Raw genomic sequence first — 21,974 nt, forward strand, 5'->3', positions numbered from 1 at the left:
AGGGTTCACATTAAGGGGGGGACCTTTTTCATAACCGGTAGTACAAATTCCTTAAGGAAATATCATGACTGATTATACCCTGTTTATTGTGGATGATGAACAAACCATCCGGGAAGGCATTACTGCATACCTGGAAGAAGAATATACCCTTTATTCCTACATAACTGCCGAGGATGCGTTGGATGATCTTGTCCGCCGTTCACCTGATCTGGTGCTGCTGGATATTGGGCTGCCGGGAATGAACGGTATTGAAGCTCTTGAGCGGTTCAGGGAAATACGTTCTGATTTGCTGGTGATAATGATTACAGCCTATGAGGATGTCAACTCCGTCATACAGTGCATGAAAAAGGGTGCCTACGACTATATTGTCAAGCCCATTCAGATGGAAGGGCTGGATGTCACCATCAGAAATGCCCTGGAAACCATCCGTCTTAAAAAAGAAATTAAACAACTCCAGGAAAAACAGATTCGCAAAAATATGCCCTGTTTTATCGGTGAAAGCCAGGTCATCCACGACATCATGGATTACATTGAGCGGGTGGCCAAAAGCCCTGACACACCTGTGCTCATCCTGGGGGAAACCGGCACCGGCAAAGAATTGATCGCTTCCTCCATTCATCACAGAAGCCCCAATTTTCAAGGGCCTTTTATTACGGTTAACTGCGCCGCCATCCCCAGGGATCTCATTGAAAGCGAACTGTTCGGCTATGAAAAAGGGGCTTTCAGCGGTGCGGCGGCCAACGGTAAAAAAGGGCTTATTGAAATGGCAGACAAAGGCACTCTATTCTTGGATGAAGTGGGTGATCTCAATCTGGAGGCCCAGGCCAAGCTGCTTCGGTTCATGGAAAACGGTGAATTCTATAAAGTGGGTGGTACGGAAAAACGCCATGTCACGGCCCGCATTGTATCGGCCACCAACAAAAATCTGGAAGAAATGATCGAAAATGAGAAATACCGTAGTGATCTTTACTACCGTATTTCGGTGATCAAAATTCAGGTTCCATCATTGAACGAACGGGGGGGAGACGTATTAATTTTTGCCCGGTACTTTCTCCAGATGTTTAATGTTAAATTTGGCCGTGACCTCACCGGTATCAACAAGACAGCCAGGGTGATGCTGGAACGCTTTCAATGGAAAGGCAATGTCCGGGAGCTGAAAAATATGATGGAACGTGGGGTTCTCATGGCCAACGGACCGGAACTCACTCCAGAGGATCTGGGGTTGAGGGATCGAGGCGTCCCCGGGGGGAAAGATGAACCATTGGCGTTGCTCCCCCTTTCCCCGGAGGGTGTGGATTTAAACGCCATGAGATCATACATGGATAAATTTTACTTTTCCCAGGCCATGGAACTTGCCCAGGGTAATGAGACAAAGGCAGCCAGACTGCTGAAACTCAAGCACCATGCGTTCAGGTATCAATACAAAAAAAATATTAATGATCAAGAGCACTTGGATTGATAACCAAGGAGAAGTGCCCATGTTGTGACTAAATTCGGCAGGTGAATGCAATGATGGACGAGATACTTGAAACAATTAGAATTCTGTTGATTAACTTGTCATTTAATTGCTGGGGGCGATTATCTCCATATTATTACATGCTCCATTTTATCCTTGGGGTTTGATTCCAGGCTTGGGCATTTTAACAACGTACATACGATAGCAAATAAGTATTGAATAAGTCCACAACTATTCAGGTGTTTACATTTGATCTGTAATTCATTTGCCGGAAGCAGGGCACGAGATGGCAAATATCCAAGAAAGTTTGATGGCATGGCCATGTATCCATCATCAATATCCATTTAACTCGACCATTGATCTTAAGATATGATATGGTTCTTTTTAATTTTTTTTTATATGAAATACTCCGTGAATCAGGGGTGTATTTCAATCTTTGTTGTGGGTGGAACCGGATCAGAATACGGTCCGCCCGTGGCGGTTATATGAAATACTCCACAAATCAGAGGCGTATTTCAAGCTTCGTTGTGGGCAGAGCGAGATCAGTACAAGGTCTGCCTGTGGCAGTTATAAAAGGAGATGATCATGTCTGGAACCCCACGTAGAATAATCACCATTTTTATCCCCTTTGCCATGGGGTACTTCATTTCCTATATTTTTCGTGTGGTCAATGCGGTCATTGCCCCGGATCTGGTGATGGATCTTGATCTGGATCCCTCACAACTGGGGCTGCTCACCAGTGTCTATTTTATTTCATTTGCCTCTTCTCAGCTGCCATTGGGGTTGCTGCTGGATCGGTTCGGTCCACGCATGATCAATGCATTGCTTCTTGTTGTTGCAGCCCTTGGCGCTTTTATCTTTGCACGGTCCCATACCCTTATTGGGGTGATCATTGGGCGGGCCTTTATTGGATTCGGGGTGTCAGCCTGTCTTATGTCTGCATTCAAAGCCTATGTGATCTGGTTTCCGGAGAAAATGTGGCCCAGAATCAATGGATTCCAGATGGCTGCAGGAGCCATGGGTGCCCTGACTGCCACCACCCCTGTGGCCTGGGCCCTTCAAATAACCGATTGGCGGGGAATTTTCATGCTACTTTCCATGCTTTGCCTGTGTGTGGCAGCCATTTTATGTGGAGTGGTTCCTGAAAAAAAAGAGAAGAAAAAATCTGAATCATTAGCCGAGCAGCTGAGGGGAATTAAAACTATATTTACCAGTGGTCAGTTCCTGCGCACGGCTCCGGTGACCATTTTTTCCCAGGCGGGCTTTCTTTCCATCCAGGGATTATGGGTGGGGCCCTGGCTCCGGGACGTTGGCAATATGGCGCAGATGGAAGCGGCCATGCTTCTTTCGGCAATTGCCCTTTCCATGATGTCCGGGTTTGTTATTCTGGGCTATCTTGCTGAACAGCTCAGTAAAATTGGTATTAATGTCCTGAAAACCGCCGTTGGCGGAATGGTGATTTTCATGCTCATCCAGGGAGGCATCATTGCAGGGGTGCCCACCATGGTCCCCCTGATGTGGCTGTTGTTTGGTTTTTTCGGCACATCGGGTATCATCGCCTATTCCGGCCTTTCCCATTACTTCCCCCGGGAGCTTTCCGGGCGGGTCACCACCGGGCTCAATCTGATGGTTTTTCTGGCGGCGTTTGCTTGCCAATGGGTCATTGGTGCCATCATTAATGTGTGGGAAACCGGCATGGCAGACAGCTACGCGCCTGTGGGATACCAGGCGGGCTTTGGTTTGATGCTTCTGCTTCAACTTCTTGGACTTGCATGGTTTTTCATGGCACCGTTTATGGTGAAAAAAAAATTATCCCTGTCCTGACAGTTCTGCACACAGATTTTCCCCAAGGGATTTTAAATATGTAAAATTTTTGCAAATGGCCTCTAATGTGCCTTGTGGATGAACCATCAGGTTTAATAGACTTGGTCCGCGCTATTTCTGTCAAACTTATTTCATCTACGCTTCTAAAACCTTAATTGATAAATTGTAAAGGGGTGTTTATGGCAAAAAAACCTTCCAATCTGATTTATGGCGTGGATGATCGACCATCTTTCTATGAGATAGTCGTACTGGGGCTGGAACATATTTCGGTCATGACATTGGCTTTTGTCTTTCCGGTGATCATTGTGCAGGAATCCGGCGGCTCTATGCAAGAAGCTGCGGTTATGATTCAAATGTCCATGATTGCCGGCGGTTTGGGTACAATTCTTCAATCGATAAAGAACGCCCCCATGGGCTCCGGCTATCTATGTCCCCAGGTTTGTGGACCATCTTTTCTTTCCGCATCTATTTTGGCTGGAAAAACAGCAGGCCTTGGGGCTGTGTTTGCAGGGACTTTTTTCGGTGCCTTTTTTGAAGCCGTTTTTTCCAGAGTGATCAAGCGATTGCGCCAGTTCTTTCCGCCGGAGGTTACCGGCACAGTGGTGGCCATGGTGGGCATCACCGTGATTCCTTTTGCCATGACGCGTTTCTTCGGTCTCAATGAAACCAGTCCCACCATCAGGGCTCATTACGTAATAATCGCCGTAACAACACTTGGCGTTATCTGTGCGGTTACGATTTGGGGTAAAAAAAAGCTGCGTCTTTATAACATTATTATCGGCATGATGTTCGGCTATTTGTTATCATTTGTTTTCGGTGTTTTTACCACCGAGCAGACTGCCCGGCTGGCTTCCGCGCATTATATTGATTTTCCCGTTCCCATTTTTCATAAATGGACGGTCAGGTGCGATCTGGTGATTCCATTTGTGGTGGCATCGTTGTGCTCGTCGCTTAAAACCATCGGTGATCTTGTGACCTGTCAAAAAATCAATGATCCTGACTGGAAACATATGGATATGGATTCAATGAAAGGCGGTCTGCTGGCGGACGCAGCTGGCGCTATGAGTGCTGGACTCCTCGGAGGAATGGCGCAATCTTCATCGTCGAGCAATGTGGCTTTGTCTTTGGCTACGGGTGCCACCAGCCGGATAATCGCTTGGTCGGTGGGGCTTTTGCTGATTGCTTTGGCCTTTTTCCCCAAATTCGCGACCATATTTGTCATAATGCCTGCACCGGTCATCGGCGCTACCCTTGTATTTGCAGTGAGTTTTATGATCGTTGTGGGGCTTCAGATAATTACCTCCCGCATGCTGGATGCTCGGAAAATGCTGGTGGTGGGAATTTCGATTATTCTTGGCCTGAGTGTCGACATGGTACCGGGGGTGTATGCTGGCGTGCCCTCGTGGATTGCTCCGGTTTTCAGTTCTTCATTGTCCTTGGCCACGATTTCTGTTGTTATTTTAAACATTTTATTTAGAATCGGGATTGCTAACAAAAAGACGTTGGTCCTTAAACCAGGAGTGGCTTCCGGACAGGCAATTTATAATTTTACAGATACCTGTGGTCGAGAATGGGGGGCTCGTAATGAAATTATTGCCCGTGCTACCCGTATTCTTACTGAATTGTTCGAATCTTGTGTAAGTTCCGATCTCGCAAAAAGCGATATTGTTGTTGATATGCGTTTTGATGAATTTAATCTGGATCTTAAGCTGAGTTATCATGGAATGCCGTTGGATTTTTCAGCGGATGCGCCTTGCATTGATGATATTGTAAATGATGACGAATCCCTGCGACGACTCTCCACGGCAATTATCCGGAAAACTGTAGACCGCATGAAATGTGAAGAATTCCAGGGAAAAACGATATTGCGTATTCACCTTGATCATTAAAAATGATAACTCATATTCAACACCTTTGCCAAATTTTAAATTATCAGGAACAAACACTATATATTGTGCTTGCAAGATTTTTTGAGTATGGATATATAGAGCACAATATATACTGGAATAAGATTAGCTAAGGTGTTGATTAAGTAATAAATCTTAAATGATTTACGTTTTTTGTTCTAAACTCAACTTTCGGTGTTCGCATTTCGTGGTGGGGTCAGGCTTTCGTTATTAACATTATCGAGGCTTTTTTCGTTGGCAAAGGCCTTGGTCGATAACATCAATAACAAAAGCCTGACCCCGTCGGCATACTGAGCCTATCGGTACATTTAAAAATGCCGGCTTTGAAATGAAGCCCGAGAGTTGAGTTCTAAATGATTGCTTTTTCCGTCGGATGGATCAAAAAGATTTATTGCATTTTCCTCACATTTTTTTCACCATGGAAGAAATATTTGATACTATCATAACTCCTTTGATGCCCTTATATAAAGATGAACAAGGCGAATTTTGAACTGTTTTTTTACATACCCTTCTGGTGTAAAAGCTGTCAAGGATTAATTACCGGGAAAAAATGCAGATTCAAAAGGTGTAAGATTCTGATAAAGGGGAGGGGGCTTTTCCTTGAGCCTTTTATGCCGTCTAATCTGGGTCGAATGATTTTACAAATTGTAAAAAAAAATGACACGGGTTTAATCCTTTTTCATTTGGGAAAATCGAGGATTGAAGAACAGGGGCAGTTCTTGCTTGTTGTTGATAAAAAGGCATTAGGTGGCACAACATTTGCCTTTTGTCAGGATAGCAAGGGCAGGCATGATCGTTATGTTTCCTCGTCATTCTGCCTCAGCTGGTGGTAGCTGGGTGTTTTTTTCCACCCTTTGGTCATCATTGATTCAATTATTGAAATGCAAGGAGGAGATCATGAAAAAAAAATCGGACAGCATGGTATACACCCCCGGACAATATGGAAAAAAACACTTAACAGTTGCGGAGTGGAGAGATGCACACATTCAAAAATGGGCAGCTCGCCAGGCAGCCCTTACCTCGAAAAGCTCAGACGCTAAGGATCATCCAGTGATTTGCTTTTCGCGAAAAATCGGTGGGGGAGCTCTGGAAATTGCAGATATTCTGGCGGAAAAAATCAATTTTCGGGTCATTGACCGGGAGATTCTTGAACACATGGCAAGCCAGGCCAATCTCACAGAAAAGACAGTGGCTTTTTTTGATGAAAGGTATCCAGGCAGGATGAGCGAGCTGCTGGCCATGCTCACCACGGAAAAATCATTTATCAAGAGTGATTATGCCCGTGAGCTTGCCAAATCGGCCCTTGCCCTTGCCGACCTTGAACCCACCATATTTGTGGGTCGGGGACTGCATCTGATTCTTCCCCGGGAACGGGTGCTGGCGGTACGGTGTATCTGTAGCCAGGAGTTTCGGGAGAAACGGCTGGCCCATCAACTGGGCATTGACCGAAAAACGGCCCAAGAACGGCTCAGTGAGATTGATAAAGAGCAGCGCGATTTTTTTAAACGCATCTACCAGAAAAAAGATGCCAGCCCCTATGAATTTGATCTGGTGATAAACAGGGATTATATCTCCAATCCTGAAGATGCGGCTGCTGTGGTGGGCTGTGCCTATGAACGTAAGTTCAATAAAGGGTAAGCTTGAAGCTTACCTTTTCATATAAAAACTGCCACGGGCAGACCGTATTTTGACCCGGTTCTGAAGGGGGATGCGCTTAGTGGGCAAGCCCCCCTCCAAGCACTTTGTACAGGCTGACCCTGTTGGCCAGCTCCTGGCGCTGCAGGTCAATTTCGGCGATTTGGGAAGCAAACAACGACCGCTGGGCATCCAGCACGTTTAAAAAGGAGTCAATGCCTTCGTTGTACCTTTTCATGGAGAGATCGCAGGCATTTTGACTTGCCCGAACCAGCATGTGTTGAGCTTTAAGCTGCTTTCCCAGGGTCTCTTTGAAGGCCAGGGCATCTGCCACTTCTTTAAACGCCGATTGCAGGGTTTTTTCATATTGAACCACGGCAATTTTCTGGTCAATTTCTGCTGCCTTTACCAGGGTTTTGTTTCGTTTACCATTGAAAATGGGGACAGAGATGGATGGCCCGAGCCCCCATCCCGCATTATCAGAGGAGGAAAACAAGTTTCCAAGATCGGAGCTTGAGTAGCCAAGATTACCGGTGAGCGCAATACGGGGATAAAGGGCGGCCCGTGCCGCACCAATATTGGCTCCGGCCGCTTTTAGTGAATACTCGGCCCCAAGGATATCCGGGCGTTTGAGGAGCACCTCTGATGAGAGCCCCACTGGGATCTCCTCCATGACTGCGGCCCTATCAAGCTCTGTTGACATGGGAATTCCAGAGAGCCCCTTGGTTCCCATAATGGCCACCAGGGCGTTTTTATCCAATTGCACCAGGCGTGTAAACAGGATCGTATTCACCCGGGCAGACTCCAGGGCAATGCGGGCCTGGGACAGATCCTGTTTGGTGGCCACGCCGTTTTGGTAGCTTTTGTTCACCAACTCGTATGTCTGCCGACGCGTTTCCAGGGAATTTTTTGACATTTTAAGGGTTTGCAGGTCACTTGTCAGTTGAAGGCAGGCATTGGCTGCCTGGGCGATCAATGAGATGGTGATGCTTTTCCGGGCTTCATCGGTGGCCAGATACTTGTTCAAGGCGACGTGGCCCAGGCTTTTGATGCGACCGAAAAAATCGATTTCATAGTACGGCATGGCAAGGCTGGCCCGATACTTTTCACCGGTGTTGCCGTGAAAATCGCTCTGATAGTCCCCGGTGCCGGCGGCATTGAGTTCCGGCTGCAGCTTGGAGTGTTCAATGTTGTAGAGGGCCTGGGTTTTCTGAACACTGAGCACCGCACTTTTCAAGTCCCGATTGTTGGTAAGGGTCGTTTGAATCACCGTTTGCAAATCCTGGGACTGGAAAAACGTTTTCCATGGAATATCGGTGGTAAGTCCTTGATCGGTTTTCATTTTATCCGAGGTTGCCTCACCTTGAATCGACGACCAGTCCGAGGCGGTCACATTTTCCGGGCGATGATATGCCGGGCCAAAGGAACACCCTGAGATCATCAGGGCACCTGCCACGACCAAACATGCAATTATTTTCATTTATTTCACCTCATTGTAGCCGGGTTCCAGCGCTTTTTTGTTTTTGATTTTCAGGGATGAGATGCGCTCGATGAGAACAAAAAACAGAGGCACAAAGTAGATGGCCAGAAAGGTCGCCCCGATCATCCCGCCGATGATGGCAAGACCTATGGCATTCTGACTGGCGGCACCGGCACCGGTGGATTTTGCAAGGGGCAACACCCCGAGCACAAAGGCCATGGAGGTCATGATTATGGGTCGAAACCGCAGCTTGAATGAGGTCAGCGCCGCCTCAACCAGGGGGGTTCCCGATTCATAAAGCTCTTTGGCAAACTCCACGATCAAAATGGCGTTCTTTGCGCACAGCCCCACGGTGGTGAGCAGGGCCACCTGGAAGTAGACATCATTGCTCATACCAAAGGCCAGGGTGGCGATCACCGATCCCACAATCCCCAGGGGCAACGCCAGCAGCACGGAAAAGGGGATGGCCCAGCTTTCATACAGAGCGGCCAGGCTCAGGAACACAATGATAATGGATATGGCATACAGGGCAGGGCCCTGGGAGCCGGACAACTTCTCTTCATAGGAGGTGGTTGACCAGGCGTAGCCGATGCCTTCGGGGAGTTCTTCTGCCAGTTTTTCCATTATAGCCATGGCTTCTCCCGTACTGACACCGGAGGCATTTCCCCCCTGGATGTTGATGGAAGCGTATCCGTTGAAACGTTCCAGCCGGGGAGACCCATAGGTCCAGTGGCCTGTGGAAAAGGAGGTAAAGGGCACCATTTTCCCGCTGCCGTTTTTTACATACCATTTTTCGATGTCACCGGGCTGCATCCGATCCCTGGCCTGGCCCTGGACATAGACCTTTTTTACACGTCCGTTGTCCATGAAGTCATTGACATAGGCGGACCCCCACGCGGTCTGGAGGGTGGCGTTGATCTCCTTGATGGAGAGCCCCAGGGCCCGGGCCTTTTCCATGTCGATTTCGATTTTGTACTGGGGCACGTCATTCAGCCCGTTGGCTCGAACCCCCACCAGCTTAGGGTTCTGGCGGGCCTTGCCCAGCAGCCGGTTGCGGGCATCCATGAGTTTTTCATGGCCCGCGCCCACATAATCGATGAGCTGGAGGTCAAACCCGGAGGCCGTTCCAAGGTCAATGATGGGCGGCGGATAAAAAGCAAAAATCATGGCGTCCTTGACCCGGGACATGGCCCGGTTGATCTTCCCGGCAATGGACATCACCGACTCGTCCCGGTTCTCCCAGTCCTTGAGGTTGACAAAGGAAACTGCGGTGTTCTGACCGTAACCGGCGAAGCTGAAGCCCACAACGGTCATGTACTCCCGGAACTGATCTGCCAGATTGCCGTCCAGGTAATCGGTATACTTCTCAAGGGCCGAGGCGGTCCTGGCCGCAGTGGAGGCAGCGGGGGTGGAGACTTGAACAATGAGCACGCCCTGGTCTTCATCCGGCAGGAAGCCCGTGGGAATACGAACGAACAAATAGCCCAACCCCACAAAAATCATCAGATAGACGGCAATGGAGCGCTTCCAGTTGCGCGTGATTCGGCCTGACGCGCTGTGACTGACGTTTCGGGCCTGGTCGAATATCCGGTTGAACCACCCGAAAAAGCCGGTCCTTTTCTCCTGGTGGCCCGGGGCCACCGGTTTGAGAATGGTGGCGCACAGCACCGGGGTCAGAATCAGGGCCACAATCACCGAAAAAGTCATGGCGGACACGATGGTCAGCGAGAACTGGCGGTAAATGGCACCGGCGGATCCGGAAAAGAACGCCATGGGAATAAACACGGCGGACAGTACCATGCCGATGCCGATGAGGGCGCCGGTGATCTGGTCCATGGATTTGCGGGTCGCGTCCATGGGCGACAGGCCTTCTTCGGCCATCACACGTTCCACGTTTTCCACAACAACAATGGCGTCGTCCACCAAAAGGCCAATGGCCAGAACCATGGCAAACATGGTCAATGTGTTGATGGTAAATCCAAAAAGATGCAGGGTCGCAAAGGTGCCCAGCAGGACCACCGGAACCGCCAGGGTGGGAATCAAGGTTGCCCTGAAATTCTGTAGAAACAGAAGCATCACAAAAAAGACCAGGATAATGGCCTCAAACAGGGTATGGACCACCGATTCAATGGATATTTCCACAAAGGGCGTGGTGTCATAGGGAAAGGAGTAACCCACGCCGTCCGGCAGGTACTGTGACAGCTCCGCAAGCTTATCCTTCACACGCTTGGCCGTATCCAGGGCGTTGGCGCCGGTGGCAAGGCTCACGCCAAAGGCTGCGGCGGGCGTTTGGTTGCGCTCTACGACGGTTCCATAGGTTTCCTGGCCCAGGGAGATGTCGGCCACATCCTTGAGGCGTACCTGGGATCCGTCCTCATTGACCCTAAGAATGATCTCCCGGAACTGGTCCGTATTTTTCAGCCGGGATTGCGCCAGGATGGTGGCGTTGATCTGCTGGCCCCGGACGGCGGGCAGGGCCCCGAACTGTCCGGCGGAAACATCGATGTTCTGCTCGGAGATGGCTTGCAGTACCTCATTGGTGGAGAGATTGTAGGCAAACAGCTTTTCCGGGTTCAGCCACACCCGCATGGCATAGGGAGAGCCGAAGGTGCTTACAGAACCGACACCCTTCACCCTTGAGATGGGGTCCTGGATGCGGGAAGCCACCAGGTCTGCCAGATAGGTCTGGCCGATCTCCGGGTTGGTGGAATGGAAACTGGTCACAAACAGATAGGAGGTTGAGGCTTTTTCCACCACCACTCCCTGGGCCTGGACGGCCGCCGGTAACAGCGGCATGGCGGTCTGTACCTTGTTTTGCACCTGGACCTGGGCAATGTCCGGATCGGTGCCCGGCTCCAGGGTGACAATGATCTCCACTTTACCGGTGGCATCGGAGGACGAGCTGAAATACCGCATGTTATCGATGCCGGTCAGCTGCTGTTCGATGACCTGGGTGACCGAGTTTTGAACCGTATCCGCAGACGCCCCGGGGTAAAACGTGCTTACGGAAATCTGGGGCGGTGCCAGGGTCGGATATTGTTCCACCGGCATCTGGGGGATGGACAGTATCCCCGCCAGCATTATGAGTAATGCGATTACCCAGCCAAACACCGGGCGATCAAGAAAAAAACGTGACATGATATGCTTCCTTATTGCATGGTGCTGTAAAACCCATGGGCAAGGGCCAGGGTTGCCGGAGATGCTTCCACTTCAACGCCGGGGCCAAGTCTTTGAAATCCCTCGGTGACAATGGTGTCGTTCTCGTTGAGGCCTGTGCTCACAATCCAGCTGTTCCCGTAAGACCCCTCCACTTCAATGGGCTTGGGGCGGACCTTGTTCTCCTTGTCCACCACCCAGGCCACCATTTTCCCGCTGGGCTGCAAAATAGCCGCCTGCTGGGGAATTAAAAGTACCTGGGCTTTATCCAGAAAAAGCGTAGCACTCACAAAAAAACCGGGATACAGCTCTTCCGTGGGGTTGGGAAACAGCGCCCTCAGCACCACGGAAGAGGTGGTGGGATCCACGGTGACCTCTGAAAATTTAAGTTCTCCTGTGTGGCCGTAAAGCCCCTGGTTGTCCCCGTAATCGAGCCTGACCATGACCTTGTCGGTGTGGCTGCTTTTTTTCTTGAGTTCAAATAATTTTTTTCTGGCCTGCTGCATGTCCACATAAATGGGGTCAAGCTGGGTAATTTCAGCCATCATTTTGGCCTGATTGGCCGTTACAAGAGCCCCTTCAGTAACCGTTGATTTGCCGATACGCCCCGTGATGGGCGCATAGACTCTGGTATAATCCAGGTTGATTTTTGCCCGGGCAACCGAGGCATTGGCCACGGCCACGGCGGCCCGGGCCTGGAGGAGCGCGGCATGGGCATCATCGTATTCCTGGCGGCTCACCGCTTTGTCTTTCACCAGTCTGCCATACCTTTTTTCACGGGCCCGGGTCGCCTTTAACTGAGCCCGGGCCTTGAGAAGATCGGCCCGGACGGAATCATACACAGCCTGGTAGGTTGACGGGTCAATCTGGTAAAGGGGCTGCCCCTTTTTTACCATTCCGCCTTCTTCAAAAAAGCGCTCAAGCACAATTCCTGTGACCTGGGGTCTGACTTCTGCCACTTTAAAGGCGTTGACCCGCCCGGGAACGGTTTGGGTATATTGAATGGCTTGTTTTTTCAATGTTATGGTTGAAACCGGGGCTTTGAAAGCCCCACCTCCCGCTTTTCCCGGCTCCTGCGCCATGGCAGAAGAGGTAATCAAAACAAAACCCAGGATCATGGGAGCAAACAGTCCCTTGACACCTGAGGGGAGATGTAAATGATAAAACGGGGATTTTATTATTCCAATCCTCATAATTGTTCTCCAAATATTTAAGCAATTTATGATGCACACCCCTGATAAAACCGGGGGTGTAAATGATGAACCGCTTATGGCCACGCCTGATGGGCACTTGGGTTCGTATTGTGGGCAAACAGCCCGTATCTCAAAAAAATTGGCCCCCGGCAATGGCACCGGAGGCCAATTCTATTCAGTGTGAATTCAATTGTGGTTTCTGGGTTTATTAAAACTTGAACCCCAAATTTGACAGGATTCGAAGGTGGGCTTGCTGCATCACCTTAAGTTCCTCCTCGGATAATCCGTTGAACAGCAGGGCGGAAAATTCAGCCACAATGGGGGCATACTCTTCCAGAACCGCACGCCCCGCGTCGGTGAGAAACACAAGCAACCGCCTTTTATCCCCCTCATCGGAGCGTCGCTGGACATAGCCCTTTTGTTCAAGGGATGCGATGATGCGGGTCATGTTGTGGCGGTTTTTGTGGGTGAGTCTTGCAAGCTGACTTTGATGGGTTCCATTTTTTGCCGCAAGTACGCCCAATACCATAAAGTTTTCCGGGGTAATGGCAGCTCCCGCAGCTTCAAACCGCCGCCTGATTGCTGCACCGATTTCAAGATCCATCAAATGAATAATCATTCCTTTGGCATCTCGATTTGGAAAAGCAGGGTTGTCGAAAAGTTCAAAATTTTTGAGTTGTATGTTTTTTGTTGTCATAGCAACGTTGCTATAGCAACAAATTAATGACCGGTCAATATCATTATTTTGTTTTTAGGAGCTTTAAGATGAGGCTTAACTATGCTTTTGTTAGTTTTTTCTATTTTAAACAATGGGTTGTGTGTGGGGGGGTGAGAAATTAACCATGGATTTATTTGAAAAATATAAGCGGACCAGGACATTGAACCCGATGCTGTGTTGAGATGCATCTATGATAGAGCATATCGATTTTGAGTCTGAATGCACATTATAATTATCAATTGGATCGTGATGGGTATCTGTGGTAACTCCTTTGAAAATGAAAATCATGAATCAGATATATAAATGGAGCAGGTGGGCACTGGGCATTATTTTTATTTATGCCGGAATTACTAAGCTCATGGACCCCCGGGTTTTTGCCGTTTTAATTGAGGCCTACGGCATTGTGCCGGAAGGATTGATTTTTCCTGCGGCGGTGTTGCTGCCCCTTATTGAGGTGGTGGCAGGGCTTTTTATTGTTTTTGACATCAGGGGAAGTCTTGCTGTCATCTGCGGATTAACCATCTTTTTTATGATAATTCTTGGCTATGGTATTCACATGGGACTGGATGTGGATTGTGGATGTTTTGGGCCTGAAGACCCTGAGTCCCGAGCCTTTCATGGATTGAGACAGGCATTTATACGGGATGTTTTCATGTTGCTGGATATTTTATTTATTTACATCTGGCGCAGGTATCAAGGTATTGCCCCCCGATTTTTGCGTGATTTTGTGACAGATTTGCGGAGTATTTTATATAACCGCCACGGGCGGACCGTATTCTGATCCCGTTTCGCCCACAACAAAAGTTGAAATACTCCCCGGATTTGCGGAGTATTTCATATAACGGGCATGTACTGTGGGACACAACGAATATAGGGTCGTAGACGCGGAGCCAAATGGTATTATACCGCCGCCCCCCGATGGGCAATGGTCCCGGACCGGAACTGTAGACAGCTCAATTGTCCGGTTCCTATTACCCATCGGGGGGGCGGCTCTGCTGAGGTTGCCTTGGAGGCTGCCTTTTCATATAAAAAATGATTTTGAATATTAACAGGAGAAAAAATGAAGCTTGTGAAACAGGTTTTTAAGTGGATGGTATTGACATGTCTTGTGGTGGGTGTTTCCACCCCTGCATTTGCCTTGTTTGGTAATAAATTTGAAAAAGAACTGGAAAAAGAAGCCGGGGCTGTGAAATTGGTACGTGAAATCCAGCGGGGCAATTATGATGTGGTGACAACGGAAGAGCTTAAAAAGTGGATGGATGAAGGTAAGGACATGCTCATCGTGGATACCATGCCCTATGAAGCCAGTTACAAAAAGAATCATGTGCCGGGAGCGGTTCAGTTTTTGTTTCCCATTCCGGATATGGATCAATGGGACAGCAAAGAAACAGATGGAAAATCCCAGGCTGATTATGTTAATCTTTTGGGAAAAAATAAAGATAAAATTCTTGTGATTTATTGCGGTTTTGTTAAATGTACCCGAAGCCACAACGGTGCAGCCTGGGCCTCAAAACTGGGCTATAAGCATGTATATCGGTACACCGGAGGCATTTTTGCCTGGAAGGGTGCCGGTTTTTCTGTGGAAGGCATGAAATAATCGCCATGACCCCTTTGATACTCAACTCCATGGAAGATAACTGCAATCCCGCTGCGGCCCATCTTGTTGTTTCCCTGAAGGAGTATGCCAGAAATCTCTATGAGACCCGGCAGCTTTTATGCTCGGAAGCGGTGCTTGTGGCCTTGAACAAGGGGTTGAACGGGGGATTAACCGAAGAGCAGGCCGTTGCCATGGCTGCACCGTTTTGTGTGGCCATGGGTGACAGCGGCTGCCTGTGCGGTGCCTTAAGTGGCGCTGTTCTGGGGGCCGGCCTGTTCATTGGAAACAGCCGCCCCTATTCCCATCGCCGGGAGATGCGAAAAAGCGGGCTTGCCCTTCATAATGCTTTTAAAGCTGCCAATGGTGCCACCTGTTGCCGGGTGTTGTCCAGGAAGGTCAAGCATGATAAAAAAGCACATTTTAAACAGTGCGCCGGTTTAACAGCAGATGCCACGGAAATGGCGGCTCTGCTGATTCTGGATAAACGCCCTGAATTGCTCCAGGCCTTTGACAGCCCGGTAACATTAAAAAAACATGGTCGTCTGGGGGGGATGATGGCGTATCTGTCCCGGTGGTTTTGATCATCTATTGTCCTTCATCCATTCTGTGTGCTGAGATTGTTTTTTATATGAAATACTCCGCAGATCAGGGGGGGATTTCAAACTTTGTTGTGGGCAGGGCCGGATCAGAATACGGTCTGCCCGTGGTAGTTATATTCGTTTTCTGCATTCAAAGTTGCGAAAAATGGTATGTTTTTTGATTCAATGCTCGTGGAATGTGATAAAAAATAGTTGATTCCTTTTTCAAAAGGTGTATACTTCTCATTTTTTCGGCGGACGAGTGGAACCCCGCCTTATAAATTCTCCCTCACTAATGATATTTAAGTCATGTTGTCGGTGCCTGGGCAACATGTAAAAGGTGGCTATGCTTACAATTACCAGACAGTTTAAATTTGATGCGGCCCATCGGCTGTTCCTCAAAAATCTCACCCACCGGGAAAACCATGACATATTTGGCAAGTGCAGCAAGGTTCATGGACACACCTATTGTTTAAAAATCACCATTTCCGGCAAGGTCCAGCCCACCGGGATGATCCTCAACTTTACAGATCTTAAAAGAATTGTTGAAACCCGCATTATTGACCGTTATGATCATAGTTTCCTTAATGATCTTGATGAATATAAGGATTTACCCACCACGGCGGAGAACATGGCCCTTTATATTTTTAAGGCGCTCTCCCCCTGCCTTAAATCCAGGGACCTGACGCTGACCCGTGTGGTGCTTTATGAAACCCCGGATTCATGGGCAACGGTGACCTCTGATGTCTGATCCCCAATGTGGCGGGAACTTCTCACAAAATTCATTACCCCCTGATCCTGGCCCTGATTTTCGTTTTTCCCCGGTAGAATCCTTGCCTGATATGATGATTGAAGTTTCTGAAATATTTACATCCATTCAGGGAGAAGGTCCTTTTCTGGGACGACCTGCCTCTTTTTTAAGATTAAGTAAATGCCTGCCCCCCCTTTGCCCCTGGTGCGATACACGGCATGCCTGGGAACCGGGTGAATGGATATCCATCAAAACGGTGGCTGCCGGGATAGTGGCATTGGAAAACAAGCTTTGTGTGATCACAGGGGGAGAGCCTTATCTACAGTGGAATGCCGGGTTGAATTTTTTGGAAAAATATCTCATTGAACAGGGCTTGACCGTTCAATATGAAACCAGCGGTAAAGTTTTAATTCCGTCGGATTCCAGGGGATTTAAGGTCTGTTCTCCCAAATATCTTGCCGATACCTGGCATTTCATTCCTGAAAATACAAGCCTTGCACACTGTTTTAAATTTGTTGTGAAAGATGATTTTACAAAGGTGAATGCCTTTATAAAAGAACACCATATTCCTGCAAATAAAGTGTGGGTCATGCCCATGGGGGCGCTGCGGCATGAACAGCTTGAACATTCTTCCAGGATCTGGGATTTTTGTGTAAAAAATCATTATAATTTTTCCCCGCGCCTTCACACATTGTTTTTTAACAACCAGCAAGGAGTTTAACATGGTTGATGCAATAATTGTCTTGTCCGGCGGTATGGATTCTGCCGTACTTCTGGCTGATACCCTGGAGCAGGGGAAAACAGTTGAGGCCATCAGCTTTGATTATGGTTCAAAACACAATGGCCGGGAACTTCCCATGGCCCGGGAATTGTGCGAACACTTCAAGATTGACCATGAAATTATCCCACTGCCCTTTATCAATGAACTTTTTTCATCCTCTCTTTTATCAAGTGGCGAAGATGTTCCGGATGGTGCTTATATGGCATCAAACATGAAGAGTACTGTTGTGCCGTTTAGAAACGGGATCATGCTTTCCATTGCCGCCGGGTATGCTGAATCTGTGGAGGCTTCAGAAGTGTTGTTAGGCTCCCATTCCGGGGATCATCATATTTATCCGGACTGTCGCCCGGAATTTAACAATGCCTTTGCCCATGCGGTGAATGTGGGCACCGACGGAAAAATTGATATTCGTTTTCCGTTTTCCCATCTTAATAAAAGGGACATCGGAGATATAGGAAGACGTCTGGGAGTTGATTTTTCGCGAACCTGGACCTGTTACAAGGGTGGTCGGATTCATTGCGGTACCTGCGGGGCCTGTGATGAGAGAAAATATGCCCTGCGACATGAACAAGGGCTGGATGTTACACGATATCTTGTGTGAGTTGTCCATCAGATTTTCCAGCCCTTATAACCGCTGTGGACGGACGGGCTTTATTTTTTTTGACCTTGGTTACATAGAATGAATATTGAAGACGGTATTATGCCGCCCCCCCCCGAGAGGCAATGGTCCCGGCCCGGAACTGTAGACAGCTCGATTGGCCGGTTCCTATTACCCCTCGGGGGGGCTCTGCTGAGGTTGTCCAGAAGTTTTATTTTCTAACTCAACTTTCGGGCTTCATTTCAAAGCCGGCATTTTTAAATGTACCGATGGGGTCCGTGTGCCGACGGGGTCAGGATTTTGTTATTGATGTTATCGACCAAGGCCTTTGCCAACGAAAAAAGCCTCGATAATGTCAATAACGAAAGCCTGACCCCACCACGAAATGCGAACACCGAAAGTTGAGTTTCTAATAAAAACCCCACATGGCTGTAACCACCAGTCACAACGAACAATGAAAAAGAAAGAAATAAAAAATGATCAATGATCCCATACAAGAAAACAGCCCCTCCGGCATTCCCCTTGGCAGGCAGATCGCTCATAGTGAAACCTACGATCCTTCCCAGCTTTTTTGTGTAGCACGCAAAGATGCCAGAAAAACCCTGGGGATTAACACAGAACTTCCTTTTTTCGGTGTTGATATCTGGAATGCCTATGAACTGTCATGGCTGGATCAAAAGGGAAAACCCTGTGTGGCCATGGGTGAAATAATGTTTTCCAGTACCGGTGAAAACATTATTGAGTCTAAATCCCTTAAACTTTACCTCAATTCGTTTAATTTTACCCGTTTTGAATCAACGGACAAAGTTAAAGAAACCATTATAAGGGATTTAAGCGGGGCAACTGTGGGGGATGTGGCGGTAAATATCTTTGTGCCCCGGGATTTTGCCATGCTTGATATCAAAGCCCCCCGGGGAATATGCATTGATTTAATTGAGATTAAAGATGACATTGACCAGTATACGCTTGATCCGTCATATTTGAAAACCGATTCCGCCGGGGTTGAAGAAACGCTTTTTTCAAATCTTTTGAGGACCAATTGCCCGGTGACCGGACAGCCGGACTGGGCAACCGTGAAGATTGATTATAAGGGCAATGCCATGGATCACGAAGGATTGCTTCGGTATATTATTTCCCTTCGGCAGCACCAGGGATTCCATGAAAATTGCGTTGAGCTTATTTTCATGGATATTTTACATCAATGTGCTCCGGATTTTCTTTCTGTGCAGGCCAGATTTACCCGGCGGGGCGGTCTTGATATTAATCCCTGCCGCTCCAGCCATGAGATTCCTTTTTCAAATATCCGGCTTGCCCGGCAGTGAATGACCAATAAGGTCTAAGTCCCTTATGATTGAAGAGATTCAACCTTAAAATCAGCTTGATATTTTTTTGAGCCCAATACCCGTTAATGGGGATTTTGAGTCTTTATCCAGGGGGAATGATGTTAAATTTTGTTCCGGTTAGACCCATTGTTTGCCCGGTAAGCTTTGGCAAGGCCGCCTGCGGCGGTTTCCCTGTAAAGGGAGGGTAGGGCCTGTCCGGTTTCTTTCATAACTGCCGTGACCTGGTCAAAGCTGATTTTGTGGACCCCGTCGGATAACAGGGCAAAATGGCAGCAGCTCAGGGCACGGGTGGCGGCATGGGCATTTCTTTCAATGCAGGGAATCTGCACCAGGCCGTCCACAGGATCGCAGGTCAGGCCCAGATGGTGCTCCAGGGCCATTTCTGCGGCATATTCTATCTGCCCCACGGTTCCTCCCAGCAATTGAGTGGCTGCGGCCGCAGCCATGGCGCAGGCCGTGCCAATCTCCCCCTGGCAGCCCACTTCGGCCCCGGAGATGCTGGCGTTAAATTTCACCAAGTTGCCCACAAGACCGGCTGTGGCCAATGCTTTTAAAATAGCTGTTTTACGGGATTTTAATGTCAGGGATAAATGGTAAAGCACGGCGGGGAGAACCCCACAGGCCCCGCATGTGGGAGCAGTGACAATGATACCCTTGTCTGCATTTTCTTCGGCCACGGCATAGGCATAGGCTGCCACCAGGCCGTCATTACGCACATCAGGCCTGAGCATGCCAGCCCTGGTGTGCAGTGCACTTGCTTTACGGGCCAGGCCGAGACTGCCGGGCAGTTTGCCGTCTTTATTAAGGCCCCGTTCCAAAGATCGGGTCATGGTATTCCATACTGTTTCCAGGTGTTCCCAGATATCCGGTGCATCGTGATCGGTCACATATTCCCAGAACGATTGTCCTGAAGTTTGAAAATAATCCAAAAACGCCTTCATTGTGGTCAGCGGATAGACAGGCTTTGCAATGGCCGGTAAGTCTTTTTCCATCAATGCACCACCGCCGATGCTGTATACTTCGCTCATTCCCTGGCAACTTCCGTTTTTGTCCAGCGCTTCAAAGCGCATGCCATTGGGATGCAGCTCCAATGAGGCTTCCTCTTTCCACACAATTTCAAGGGGTTTGTCCACAATGGCCTCCTCAATAGCTTTGTCAGTGAGGTGCCCTTTACCTGTGGCAGCCAGGCTGGAAAACAGAGTAACCCGATACCCATGAGCATGGGGATATCGGGTTAAAAATTCTTTGGCCGCCCGGCTGGGTGCCATGGTGTGGCTGCTGGAAGGACCAAGACCGATCCTGTATAATTTTTTTAATGATTCCATGGGGCGGCTCCCGGTGCATGGTGGCAGCAGAAAAATAGGGGCCTGCCACCTGGGTTAAATTGATTTTGGGTATTTTATAACAATGCTGAATTCAGATATTTTTTGTTCAAATAATAATGTTTTCCATTTAAAAAATATTATCTTTTTAAGAAAAGCTCAACTATAGAGATGATGATTTCTCCTGTCAAGTTTAAAACTATCAGGATATGAATTTTATTAATTTAGTTATTTAGGTTCAGCGTTGGGTAATCTTGCCATTTTTACTTGATGAAAAATCTTCTTGAGGATTATATCGACAAATTATATCGTTATTTTTTATATGCAACACTTCGCAAATCAGGGGTGTATTTCAAGCTTTTTTGTGGGCGGAGCGAGGACAGAATACGGTCCGCCCGTGGCGGTTATATGAAACACTCCGCAAACCTGTGGGATATTTCTACCTTTGTTGTGGGCAGAGCCGGATACGATCTGCCTGCGGCAGTTATAAAAAAAATTTGAAGTGTATTTCAACTGTTAACAGGAGAATAAAAATGGAACAAAATATTCTTTTTATGTTAAATCCCTGGATGGATTCCGATGGCCAAGGCCCTTATTATTGTCCGGGTTGCGGTGTTGTGGAAGGTTTTTTTGCTTATTCCATGGCGGTGAAAGCGACCATTGATATTGTTTATGTGGATTTTCAAAGGCCACGTCAAAAGGTTGTTGAAAAATTGGGATTGGAAAACCAGGAATGTCCGGTTCTTGTCCTTGGCCGGGATTTAGAGCCCCCAGAAAATGCAAAAAAAAGTTTTTCCACGGGCAGATATTTCATTGATGATCCAGTGGGAATCTGTGATTTTCTGGGTAAAACATTTGACGGTATTCGACCCCATCCGTGATGTGCATGGTGGGATAGAATTTATATTCCATAATGATATTCTTAAATGTGATTGCAGAATACAGTATGGATTTTAAGGATAAATAAAAAAAGGGTGTAAAATAAATATTTTACACCCTAAAGTTTACAATTTTAATACTGGTAATGGTTAGAACGGTTAAGGTGCCCCATTAAGTGTAAACTTAAGCTTCCAGCCTTTATTTGCAATGTTTTAAAAAACTTTCATTCTTATTTTGATAAATCATGTAGCTTTTCTATATGAAAGTCTATCTATAACACAAAAATTTTCAGTGATGTCCGGTTAGGTTCTTGCATGTTAAAAAAAACAATATAAAATACTTGATTTATTAATAAATGAGAGCTAATTAAGCATGGCACTTATCTTGTTATAATTGATTTTATAACAAGGAGAAGTTAATGCCCATAGCCCAATGCAAAAAACAAAAGATCAAATTTGATGCTGAATCCTTTATACAATATCTGCTGCCTTTACAAAAAATTCTGCTCACTACCCCTGCGCTTAATTCAAGGGGGTATCGGCCATTGAAAATGACGTTTGAAGACCAACTCAATGCTTTATTATTCTATCACCTTCAAGAGCATGAGTCTGCAAGAGATCTTGTCCAGTGCATGAAAGAAGATGATTTTGCCAAAAATAACATAGCGCCTGATGGTGGTATCAGTCTCAGCAGTTTTTGTGAAGCCATTAATGATCGAGGACTCGAACAACTTCAATATGTCTTTGAGGAACTTTG

Annotated in this window: 18 protein-coding genes and 1 pseudogene; 14 read left to right on the plus strand and 5 right to left on the minus strand. The window is 47.7% G+C overall.

Going from position 1 to position 21,974, the window contains the following annotated elements:
* The first annotated feature begins 64 nt into the window (after window positions 1-64).
* The 4 genes from B9A32_RS05705 (at window position 65) to B9A32_RS05725 (ending at window position 6,825) form a co-directional block, all read left to right on the plus strand.
* Window positions 65-1,459: a sigma-54-dependent transcriptional regulator gene (locus B9A32_RS05705; protein ID WP_084067413.1), complete on the plus strand. Its 1,395-nt coding sequence runs from the start codon at window positions 65-67 to the stop codon at window positions 1,457-1,459.
* Window positions 1,460-2,041: 582 nt separating this feature from the next.
* Window positions 2,042-3,280, plus strand: a complete 1,239-nt coding sequence (locus B9A32_RS05710) for an MFS transporter (RefSeq protein WP_170923717.1) — start codon at window positions 2,042-2,044, stop codon at window positions 3,278-3,280.
* 179 nt (window positions 3,281-3,459) lie between these two features.
* Window positions 3,460-5,169 (plus strand): uracil-xanthine permease family protein, encoded by a 1,710-nt coding sequence (locus tag B9A32_RS05715; protein WP_084067415.1) that lies wholly within the window; start codon window positions 3,460-3,462, stop codon window positions 5,167-5,169.
* 915 nt (window positions 5,170-6,084) lie between these two features.
* Window positions 6,085-6,825: a cytidylate kinase-like family protein gene (locus B9A32_RS05725; RefSeq protein ID WP_232367058.1), complete on the plus strand. Its 741-nt coding sequence runs from the start codon at window positions 6,085-6,087 to the stop codon at window positions 6,823-6,825.
* Between the two features lie 76 nt (window positions 6,826-6,901).
* Here the strand turns inward: B9A32_RS05725 and B9A32_RS05730 are convergent, their stop codons facing one another.
* The 4 genes from B9A32_RS05730 to B9A32_RS05745 all read right to left on the minus strand — a co-directional run bounded on the left by B9A32_RS05730 (window position 6,902) and on the right by B9A32_RS05745 (window position 13,270).
* Window positions 6,902-8,302: an efflux transporter outer membrane subunit gene (locus B9A32_RS05730; protein ID WP_084067417.1), complete on the minus strand. Its 1,401-nt coding sequence runs from the start codon at window positions 8,300-8,302 to the stop codon at window positions 6,902-6,904.
* Complete coding sequence (locus tag B9A32_RS05735) at window positions 8,303-11,440, minus strand: efflux RND transporter permease subunit (RefSeq protein ID WP_084067418.1); 3,138 nt, start codon at window positions 11,438-11,440, stop codon at window positions 8,303-8,305.
* Between the two features lie 11 nt (window positions 11,441-11,451).
* A complete protein-coding gene (locus tag B9A32_RS05740; protein ID WP_139795724.1) occupies window positions 11,452-12,651 on the minus strand; it encodes an efflux RND transporter periplasmic adaptor subunit in 1,200 nt (399 codons plus the stop codon).
* Between the two features lie 208 nt (window positions 12,652-12,859).
* Window positions 12,860-13,270 (minus strand): MarR family winged helix-turn-helix transcriptional regulator, encoded by a 411-nt coding sequence (locus B9A32_RS05745; RefSeq protein ID WP_212637776.1) that lies wholly within the window; start codon window positions 13,268-13,270, stop codon window positions 12,860-12,862.
* 385 nt (window positions 13,271-13,655) lie between these two features.
* Between B9A32_RS05745 and B9A32_RS05750 the strand changes: the two genes are divergently transcribed.
* From B9A32_RS05750 to queF, 8 genes are all read left to right on the plus strand, one after another.
* Window positions 13,656-14,150: a MauE/DoxX family redox-associated membrane protein gene (locus tag B9A32_RS05750; protein ID WP_212637785.1), complete on the plus strand. Its 495-nt coding sequence runs from the start codon at window positions 13,656-13,658 to the stop codon at window positions 14,148-14,150.
* A 279-nt stretch (window positions 14,151-14,429) separates the two neighbouring features.
* The gene (locus B9A32_RS05755; protein ID WP_084067421.1) at window positions 14,430-14,966 is read left to right on the plus strand and encodes a rhodanese-like domain-containing protein; all 537 of its coding nucleotides are present in this window, start codon (window positions 14,430-14,432) and stop codon (window positions 14,964-14,966) included.
* 5 nt (window positions 14,967-14,971) lie between these two features.
* Entirely contained in the window at window positions 14,972-15,547 is a 576-nt protein-coding gene (locus B9A32_RS05760) for a C-GCAxxG-C-C family protein (RefSeq protein WP_139795725.1), read from the plus strand.
* 47 nt (window positions 15,548-15,594) lie between these two features.
* Complete coding sequence (locus B9A32_RS22300; protein WP_269749001.1) at window positions 15,595-15,726, plus strand: hypothetical protein; 132 nt, start codon at window positions 15,595-15,597, stop codon at window positions 15,724-15,726.
* 164 nt (window positions 15,727-15,890) lie between these two features.
* Entirely contained in the window at window positions 15,891-16,295 is a 405-nt protein-coding gene (locus tag B9A32_RS05770) for a 6-carboxytetrahydropterin synthase (protein WP_084067423.1), read from the plus strand.
* Between the two features lie 91 nt (window positions 16,296-16,386).
* The gene (locus tag B9A32_RS05775; RefSeq protein WP_232367059.1) at window positions 16,387-17,016 is read left to right on the plus strand and encodes a 7-carboxy-7-deazaguanine synthase QueE; all 630 of its coding nucleotides are present in this window, start codon (window positions 16,387-16,389) and stop codon (window positions 17,014-17,016) included.
* Between the two features lies 1 nt (window position 17,017).
* On the plus strand, window positions 17,018-17,677 hold the full coding sequence (gene queC / locus B9A32_RS05780) for a 7-cyano-7-deazaguanine synthase QueC (protein WP_084067424.1): 660 nt from the start codon (window positions 17,018-17,020) through the stop codon (window positions 17,675-17,677).
* Between the two features lie 473 nt (window positions 17,678-18,150).
* Window positions 18,151-18,996 (plus strand): NADPH-dependent 7-cyano-7-deazaguanine reductase QueF, encoded by an 846-nt coding sequence (gene queF, locus B9A32_RS05785; RefSeq protein ID WP_084067425.1) that lies wholly within the window; start codon window positions 18,151-18,153, stop codon window positions 18,994-18,996.
* A gap of 122 nt (window positions 18,997-19,118) precedes the next feature.
* Here the strand turns inward: queF and B9A32_RS05790 are convergent, their stop codons facing one another.
* The gene (locus B9A32_RS05790) at window positions 19,119-20,342 is read right to left on the minus strand and encodes an L-serine ammonia-lyase, iron-sulfur-dependent, subunit alpha (protein ID WP_084067426.1); all 1,224 of its coding nucleotides are present in this window, start codon (window positions 20,340-20,342) and stop codon (window positions 19,119-19,121) included.
* Window positions 20,343-20,872: 530 nt separating this feature from the next.
* Here B9A32_RS05790 and B9A32_RS05800 point away from each other — a divergent pair.
* Window positions 20,873-21,220 (plus strand): DUF3088 family protein, encoded by a 348-nt coding sequence (locus tag B9A32_RS05800; protein ID WP_084067428.1) that lies wholly within the window; start codon window positions 20,873-20,875, stop codon window positions 21,218-21,220.
* Window positions 21,221-21,636: 416 nt separating this feature from the next.
* A pseudogene (locus tag B9A32_RS21055) lies at window positions 21,637-21,974 on the plus strand (IS4 family transposase); the annotation flags it as partial.

Origin of the sequence: Desulfocicer vacuolatum DSM 3385 (assembly GCF_900176365.1) — a bacterium.
Taxonomy (GTDB): domain Bacteria; phylum Desulfobacterota; class Desulfobacteria; order Desulfobacterales; family Desulfobacteraceae; genus Desulfocicer; species Desulfocicer vacuolatum.

Bases quoted from the DNA above. Each gene is read 5' to 3' on its own strand.
- B9A32_RS22300 (WP_269749001.1), top strand. From the start codon at position 15,595: ATGAAATACTCCGCAGATCAGGGGGGGATTTCAAACTTTGTTGTGGGC.
- B9A32_RS05745 (WP_212637776.1), bottom strand. From the start codon at position 13,270: ATGATTATTCATTTGATGGATCTTGAAATCGGTGCAGCAATCAGGCGG.
- queF (WP_084067425.1), top strand. From the start codon at position 18,151: ATGATCAATGATCCCATACAAGAAAACAGCCCCTCCGGCATTCCCCTT.
- B9A32_RS05705 (WP_084067413.1), top strand. From the start codon at position 65: ATGACTGATTATACCCTGTTTATTGTGGATGATGAACAAACCATCCGG.
- B9A32_RS05735 (WP_084067418.1), bottom strand. From the start codon at position 11,440: ATGTCACGTTTTTTTCTTGATCGCCCGGTGTTTGGCTGGGTAATCGCA.
- B9A32_RS05790 (WP_084067426.1), bottom strand. From the start codon at position 20,342: ATGGAATCATTAAAAAAATTATACAGGATCGGTCTTGGTCCTTCCAGC.
- B9A32_RS05760 (WP_139795725.1), top strand. From the start codon at position 14,972: ATGACCCCTTTGATACTCAACTCCATGGAAGATAACTGCAATCCCGCT.
- B9A32_RS05775 (WP_232367059.1), top strand. From the start codon at position 16,387: ATGATGATTGAAGTTTCTGAAATATTTACATCCATTCAGGGAGAAGGT.
- B9A32_RS05710 (WP_170923717.1), top strand. From the start codon at position 2,042: ATGTCTGGAACCCCACGTAGAATAATCACCATTTTTATCCCCTTTGCC.
- B9A32_RS05755 (WP_084067421.1), top strand. From the start codon at position 14,430: ATGAAGCTTGTGAAACAGGTTTTTAAGTGGATGGTATTGACATGTCTT.
- B9A32_RS05750 (WP_212637785.1), top strand. From the start codon at position 13,656: ATGAATCAGATATATAAATGGAGCAGGTGGGCACTGGGCATTATTTTT.
- queC (WP_084067424.1), top strand. From the start codon at position 17,018: ATGGTTGATGCAATAATTGTCTTGTCCGGCGGTATGGATTCTGCCGTA.
- B9A32_RS05800 (WP_084067428.1), top strand. From the start codon at position 20,873: ATGGAACAAAATATTCTTTTTATGTTAAATCCCTGGATGGATTCCGAT.
- B9A32_RS05715 (WP_084067415.1), top strand. From the start codon at position 3,460: ATGGCAAAAAAACCTTCCAATCTGATTTATGGCGTGGATGATCGACCA.
- B9A32_RS05740 (WP_139795724.1), bottom strand. From the start codon at position 12,651: ATGAGGATTGGAATAATAAAATCCCCGTTTTATCATTTACATCTCCCC.
- B9A32_RS05770 (WP_084067423.1), top strand. From the start codon at position 15,891: ATGCTTACAATTACCAGACAGTTTAAATTTGATGCGGCCCATCGGCTG.
- B9A32_RS05730 (WP_084067417.1), bottom strand. From the start codon at position 8,302: ATGAAAATAATTGCATGTTTGGTCGTGGCAGGTGCCCTGATGATCTCA.
- B9A32_RS05725 (WP_232367058.1), top strand. From the start codon at position 6,085: ATGAAAAAAAAATCGGACAGCATGGTATACACCCCCGGACAATATGGA.